The sequence below is a fragment of the Streptosporangium nondiastaticum genome (assembly GCF_003011965.1).
Taxonomy (GTDB): domain Bacteria; phylum Actinomycetota; class Actinomycetes; order Streptomycetales; family Streptomycetaceae; genus Streptomyces; species Streptomyces nondiastaticus.
Window position 1 is genome coordinate 51,734 of record NZ_PXWG01000034.1, and the last position, 6,503, is coordinate 58,236.

Genomic DNA, 6,503 nt, shown 5'->3' on the forward strand with positions numbered 1-6,503 from the left:
TCGCCACGGATCGGCGTCCGACCTACGACGCCGGATCAGCGCTCGGTAGCGGCCAGCTGTCCGCAGGCGCCGTCGATCTCCTGGCCGCGGGTGTCCCGGACGGTCACGGGCACGCCGTGCGCGGCGATCGCCGCGACGAAGGCGCGCTCGTCCTCGGGCCGGGAGGCCGTCCACTTGGACCCCGGGGTGGGGTTGAGCGGGATGAGGTTGACGTGGACACGCTTGCCCTTGAGGAGCCGCCCGAGGAGGTCGCCGCGCCATGCCTGGTCGTTGATGTCGCGGATCAGGGCGTACTCGATGGAGATCCGGCGGCCGGACTTCTCCGCGTACTCCCACGCCGCGTCAAGGACCTCGCGGACCTTCCAGCGGGTGTTGACCGGGACCAGGGTGTCGCGCAGCTCGTCGTCCGGCGCGTGCAGGGAGACGGCCAGACGGCACTTGAAGCCCTCGTCGGCGAAGCGCAGCATCGCGGGGACCAAGCCGACGGTGGAGACGGTGATGCCGCGCTGAGAGAGCCCCAGGCCGTCCGGCTCGGGGTCCGTGAGGCGGCGGATGGCGCCGACGACCCGCTTGTAGTTGGCCAGCGGCTCGCCCATGCCCATGAAGACGATGTTGGACAGCCGCGCGGGGCCGCCGGGGACCTCGCCGTCGCGCAGGGCCCGCATGCCGTCCACGATCTGGTGGACGATCTCGGCCGTCGACAGGTTCCGGTCCAGCCCGGCCTGGCCCGTGGCGCAGAACGGGCAGTTCATGCCGCAGCCGGCCTGGGAGCTGATGCACATGGTGACCCGGTCGGGGTAGCGCATCAGCACGGACTCGACCAGCTTGCCGTCGTGCAGGCGCCAGAGGGTCTTGCGGGTGGTGTCGTCGTCGCAGGAGATGTGGCGCACGACGCTCATGAGCTCCGGCAGCAGCTCGGTGGCGAGCTTCTCGCGCGCCGCCGCCGGGATGTCCGTCCACGTCGCGGGGTCGTGCGCGTACCGGGCGAAGTAGTGCTGCGAGAGCTGCTTGGCGCGGAACGGCTTCTCGCCGATCGCGGAGACGGCCTCGCGCCGCTCGGCGGGCGAGAGGTCCGCGAGGTGGCGCGGCGGCAGCTTGGCCCCGCGGGGGGCGACGAACGTCAGTTCTCCAGGCGCGGGGGCCATGAGCAAAGACTCCTCATTGACGACGGCGGATGACCTCCGCAATCGCGGAGCCAGCGGCAGGACGATGCCGGAACCCGGAGATCTCACAGGGGCACCCCCGCAGTGTGCGGGGCCGGAAAAGGGCCCGCCGCACAGCGACGAGCCCTTCCAGGGTACCTGGCCCGCCTCAGGCCGAGCCGACGAAGACGACCAGGAGGAGCCAGACGACCGGCGCGGTCGGCAGGAGCGAGTCCAGCCGGTCCATGATGCCGCCGTGCCCCGGCAGCAGGGAGCCCATGTCCTTGATGCCGAGATCCCTCTTGATCATGGACTCGCCGAGGTCGCCCAGCGTGGCGCTGACCGCGACGGCGAGGCCGAGGAGCAGCCCCTCCCACCACACTCCGTCGTCGATCAGGAACTGCATGCACAGCGCGCCGGCGACCATCGCGAAGGCGATCGCCCCGAGCAGCCCCTCGCGCGTCTTGCCGGGGCTGATGCGCGGGGCCAGCTTGCGCTTGCCGAACTTCCAGCCCACCGCGTACGCCCCCGTGTCGCTGACCACGGTCAGGATCAGGAACGTGAGCACCCGCCACGCGCCGTCTCCGGCCGCCAGCATGAGGGCTACGAACGTGGCCAGGAACGGCACGTAGAAGGCCGCGAAGATGCCCGCCGTGACGTCCTTCAGGTAGTCGTCGGGCGACTCCGTCATGCGCCACACGAGGACCGCCAGGGCGGTGAAGGCCACGGCCACCCACGCGCCCTCGGCACCGCTGGCATAGCCGGCGATGACCATTGCGGCCCCGCCGACCGCGAGGGGCACCAGCGGGGCGCGGATCGACTTGCGCTCCGCGAGGCGTGAGGTCAGCTCCCACAGCCCGACCACCACGGCGATCACGATCACGCCGAGGAAGACGGGCTTGTAGATGAACAGGGAGGCGAGAATCACCGCGCCGAGGCCGACGCCGACCCCTATCGCCGCCCGCAGATCACGGCCGGCGCTCTTCTTTCCTGCCTTCGGCGACTCGGGCGAGGCAGGCACCGGGGCAGGGTCCTGGGGCCGGATGTCGGGCTCCTGTTCGTCGCGGAACAGGGGGCCGCGGAGATGGGCGGCCCCCTGGTCACGGTCGTCCTGGTCTCCGCCTGAGGAGGGCACGATGGGCATGGGCCGAGTCTGCGCCGCCACGCCCGCCTCGTGCACAGGACCCGCCGAGGGGGCCGCAGAGGACGGCCCCCGGTCGGTGGACCCCCGGTATCCGGCGCTCGGCGGGGTCCCCCAGGATGTCTCGTTCATCAGACCTCGAGGAGCTCGGCTTCCTTGTGCTTGAGCAGCTCGTCCACCTGCGCCACGTACTTCGCGGTGGTGTCGTCGAGCTCCTTCTCCGCGCGGCGCACCTCGTCCTCGCCGGACTCCTTGTCCTTGACGAGCTTGTCGAGGGCGTCCTTGGCCTTGCGGCGGACGGAGCGGATCGAGACCTTGGCGTCCTCGGCCTTGGTCTTCGCGACCTTGACGAACTCGCGGCGGCGCTGCTCCGTGAGCTCCGGGAAGGTCACCCGGATGATGTTGCCGTCGTTGCTCGGGTTGACGCCGAGGTCGGAGTCGCGGATCGCCTGCTCGATGTTGCGGAGCGCGCTCTTGTCGAAGGGCGTCACCACCGCCATGCGCGGCTCCGGCACCGAGAAGGACGCCAGCTGGTTGATCGGCGTCAGCGCACCGTAGTAGTCCGCCACGATCTTGTTGAACATCGCCGGGTGCGCACGCCCGGTGCGGATCGCCGCGAAGTCCTCCTTGGCGACCACAACGGCCTTCTCCATCTTCTCCTCGGCCTCGAGGAGGATCTCTTCGATCACCACTTGCTCCTGGTGTTATCAGTAAGCAGAGCCTCGCCCCTGCGCGCGTCTTCTCCTGCACGGTGTCCGACCGGCAGGCAGTTGTCCATCCCCGTGCCGAGGTCTTCCCTCGGCACGGAGTTGCCGTCCGTATCGGGTCTGGCCACTACGGACGGCCGTGCGGGTGGTCAGTCCCGCGTGCTCTGGTCGCTCACGAGCGTGCCGATCTTCTCACCCTTGACCGCACGCCCGATGTTGCCCTCGGCGAGCAGCTCGAAGACCAGGATCGGCAGCTTGTTGTCCATGCACAGGCTGATGGCGGTGGCGTCGGCGACCTTCAGGCCCCGTGCGAGCACCTCGCTGTACTCGAGGGCGTCGAACTTGACCGCGTCGGGGTTCTTCTTCGGGTCGGAGTCGTAGACGCCGTCGACGCCGTTCTTGCCCATCAGGATCGCCTCGGCGTGGATCTCCAGGGCGCGCTGGGCGGCAGTGGTGTCGGTGGAGAAGTAGGGCATGCCCATGCCCGCGCCGAAGATCACGACGCGCCCCTTCTCCAGGTGGCGCACGGCGCGCAGCGGGATGAACGGCTCCGCGACCTGCCCCATGGTGATGCCGGTCTGAACGCGGGTCTCGATGCCCTCCTTGACCAGGAAGTCCTGGAGGGCCAGCGAGTTCATCACAGTGCCGAGCATGCCCATGTAGTCCGAGCGGGCCCGGTCCATGCCGCGCTGCTGCAGCTCGGCGCCACGGAAGAAGTTGCCGCCGCCGATGACGACGGCGATCTCGTAGCCCTCGCGGACCACGGCCGCGATCTCACGGGCGATGGCGTGCACGACATCGGGGTCGACGCCGAGGCCGCCCCCGCCGGCGAACGCCTCGCCGGACAGTTTGAGCAGGAACCGGCGGCGTGGGCCGTGGTCAGCACTGGTGTCATCGGCGGCCTGCCGGGCGTCCGCACCCTGATTCATTGGAGCTCTCCTCGTGCACATACGAAGAAGGCCATTGCCGGATGGGTCCTTTCGGTTCCCTGTGCGGCAATGGCCTCCTCGTCACATCAGCGGCCGACCGGTGAGGGATCGGCTGCGTACGACCCTAGCGGGTCGCAGGTCAATCGCTGCCCTGCTGACGGCTCAGGCGCCGACGCGGATGCGCGCGAAGCGCTTCAGCGTGACACCGGCCTCGTCCAGGATCTTCTGGACGGACTTCTTGTTGTCCTTGGCGAACGCCTGGTCCAGCAGGACGTTCTCCTTGTAGAAGCCGGTGACGCGACCCTCGACGATCTTCGGCAGGGCGGCCTCGGGCTTGCCCTCCTCGCGAGCGGTGGCCTCGGCGACGCGGCGCTCGTTCTCGACCATCTCGGCCGGGATGTCCTCGCGGCTGAGGAACTTCGGCGCGAAGGCGGCGATGTGCTGCGCGACGTCCTTGGCGACCTCGGCGTTCTCCTTGTCCAGCTCGACCAGGACGCCGACCTGCGGGGGCAGGTCCGCGGCGGTGCGGTGCATGTACACGGAAACGAAGCCGTTGTCGAAGCGCGCGAAGCGGTCGACGACGATCTTCTCGCCGAGGGTGGCGTTGGCCTCGTCCACGAAGGCCTGGACGGTCTTGCCGGCCTCGATCTCGGAAGCCATGAGGGCCTCGACGTCGGCCGGGGCGCTCTTGGCGACGTGGGCGGCGAGGGCCTCGGCGACGGCCACGAACTTCTCGCCCTTGGCGACGAAGTCGGTCTCGCACTTCAGCTCGACGATGACACCGGAGGTGTTGTCGTCGGCGACGACGGAGACGACGGCACCGTTCTCGGTGGTGCGGCTCTCGCGCTTGGCCACGCCCTTCAGGCCCTTGACGCGCACGATCTCGACGGCCTTCTCGAGGTTGCCCTCGGCCTCGTCCAGCGCCTTCTTGCAGTCCATCATGCCGGCGCCGGTGAGCTCACGGAGCTTCTTGACGTCAGCGGCGGTGAAGTTCGCCATGGTCTGTGAATCTCTCTCGAAAGTCGTTGGGTGACTACGGGTGCACGACGGGGGCGGCGCTCTGCGCGCCGTCCCCCGTCATGATCTACCGACTGAGTTGTCAGGCCTGCTCGGCGTCCGCGGCCGGAGCCTCGGCAGCGGCCTCGGCCGGCTTCTCGGCCTCGGCGTCGGCCTTCTTCTCGCCCTCGAGCAGGTCGCGCTCCCACTCGGCGAGGGGCTCGCCGGCGGCCTTGTCGGCCTTCGCGTCACCGGTGGCGGCACCGGAGCGGGCGATGAGGCCCTCGGCGACGGCGTCGGCGATCACACGGGTGAGCAGCGTGACGGAGCGGATCGCGTCGTCGTTGCCCGGGATCTTGTAGTCGACCTCGTCGGGGTCGCAGTTGGTGTCGAGGATCGCGACGACCGGGATGCGGAGCTTGCGCGCCTCACCGACGGCGATGTGCTCCTTCTTGGTGTCGACGATCCAGACGGCGCTCGGCACCTTCTGCATCTCGCGGATGCCGCCGAGGGTCTTCTCGAGCTTGGCCTTCTCGCGGGAGAGGACCAGGAGCTCCTTCTTGGTGAGGCCGGAGGCGGCCACGTCCTCGAAGTCGATGAGCTCGAGCTCCTTCAGGCGCTGCAGGCGCTTGTAGACGGTCGAGAAGTTGGTGAGCATGCCGCCCAGCCAGCGCTGGTTGACGTAGGGCATGCCGACGCGCGTCGCCTGCTCGGCGATGGCCTCCTGGGCCTGCTTCTTCGTACCGACGAACATGATGGAGCCGCCGTGCGCGACGGTCTCCTTGACGAACTCGTAGGCGCGGTCGATGTACGACAGCGACTGGAGCAGGTCGATGATGTAGATGCCGTTGCGCTCCGTGAAGATGAAACGCTTCATCTTCGGGTTCCAACGACGGGTCTGGTGACCGAAGTGGACGCCGCTCTCCAGCAGCTCCCGCATCGTGACGACGGCCATGGCCGCGCTCCTTGAAATACTCGGTTCCACGACGGCCGGGCGGCCGCCGCTCCTGACGCCCCGACGCGCCTGCCGTGGACGAGTGCCCTTGCGAGAACCCTTCCGCGGACCGAGAGACACGGCCACCGGGCTGCCCGAAAAGGGACTGACGCGCCGGTAGCGGGGCGTGCGAAGTCGATCCGGTGACCCGGATCGCCATGAGAAGTGTACGGGACCCGGGAAGGCGCGGGTGACGACGCTGTGCACAACCCGCGAGTAGTCCACAGATCCGCGTCAAGATCCCCGCGATCGCCGGAAGTCCGCCACGGTACCGGCATGACTCTCATCGGATCTTTGACACGGCTCGGACCTTTTGCGCGGCGCCTGCTTGCCGGGGCCGGGGCGGTCACGCTCTGTGTCCTCGCGGCGGCGGTCGGCGGCGGTACGGCGACGAGCGCACGGCCCTCGGCGGCCCCCGCTCCCGCCCCTGCGCCTGCCCCTGCCCCTGCCCCTGTTCCCGGGCCTGCCACGGCACCCGAGGCACCCGCTGCCGCGCTCGCGGCATTCGCCCGGTCCGCGGTCGCGGGGTCCGGGCCGTCCGGGCCCGGGGGTGGCGGATCGGAGCGGGACGACCGGGCCTGGCCGGTCGCCGGG

At 69.6% G+C, this 6,503-nt stretch carries 6 protein-coding genes; all 6 read right to left on the reverse strand.

Features of this window, described 5'->3' with window-relative positions; all coding sequences use genetic code 11:
* Positions 1-35: 35 nt before the first annotated feature.
* The 6 genes from rlmN to rpsB all read right to left on the reverse strand — a co-directional run bounded on the left by rlmN (position 36) and on the right by rpsB (position 5,870).
* On the reverse strand, positions 36-1,145 hold the full coding sequence (gene rlmN, locus B7P34_RS15580; RefSeq protein WP_030369662.1) for a 23S rRNA (adenine(2503)-C(2))-methyltransferase RlmN: 1,110 nt from the start codon (positions 1,143-1,145) through the stop codon (positions 36-38).
* A gap of 166 nt (positions 1,146-1,311) precedes the next feature.
* On the reverse strand, positions 1,312-2,286 hold the full coding sequence (locus B7P34_RS15585) for a phosphatidate cytidylyltransferase (protein ID WP_223267886.1): 975 nt from the start codon (positions 2,284-2,286) through the stop codon (positions 1,312-1,314).
* A gap of 128 nt (positions 2,287-2,414) precedes the next feature.
* Complete coding sequence (gene frr, locus B7P34_RS15590; protein WP_030369660.1) at positions 2,415-2,972, reverse strand: ribosome recycling factor; 558 nt, start codon at positions 2,970-2,972, stop codon at positions 2,415-2,417.
* A gap of 167 nt (positions 2,973-3,139) precedes the next feature.
* On the reverse strand, positions 3,140-3,919 hold the full coding sequence (gene pyrH / locus B7P34_RS15595; protein WP_106676923.1) for a UMP kinase: 780 nt from the start codon (positions 3,917-3,919) through the stop codon (positions 3,140-3,142).
* A 162-nt stretch (positions 3,920-4,081) separates the two neighbouring features.
* Positions 4,082-4,918 (reverse strand): translation elongation factor Ts, encoded by an 837-nt coding sequence (gene tsf / locus B7P34_RS15600; RefSeq protein ID WP_106676925.1) that lies wholly within the window; start codon positions 4,916-4,918, stop codon positions 4,082-4,084.
* 100 nt (positions 4,919-5,018) lie between these two features.
* Entirely contained in the window at positions 5,019-5,870 is an 852-nt protein-coding gene (gene rpsB / locus B7P34_RS15605) for a 30S ribosomal protein S2 (protein WP_106676927.1), read from the reverse strand.
* Positions 5,871-6,503 lie beyond the last annotated feature (633 nt).

Coding starts and splice junctions, on each gene's coding strand:
- rlmN (WP_030369662.1), bottom strand. CDS start 1,145: ATGGCCCCCGCGCCTGGAGAACTGACGTTCGTCGCCCCCCGCGGGGCC.
- B7P34_RS15585 (WP_223267886.1), bottom strand. CDS start 2,286: ATGCCCATCGTGCCCTCCTCAGGCGGAGACCAGGACGACCGTGACCAG.
- pyrH (WP_106676923.1), bottom strand. CDS start 3,919: ATGAATCAGGGTGCGGACGCCCGGCAGGCCGCCGATGACACCAGTGCT.
- tsf (WP_106676925.1), bottom strand. CDS start 4,918: ATGGCGAACTTCACCGCCGCTGACGTCAAGAAGCTCCGTGAGCTCACC.
- rpsB (WP_106676927.1), bottom strand. CDS start 5,870: ATGGCCGTCGTCACGATGCGGGAGCTGCTGGAGAGCGGCGTCCACTTC.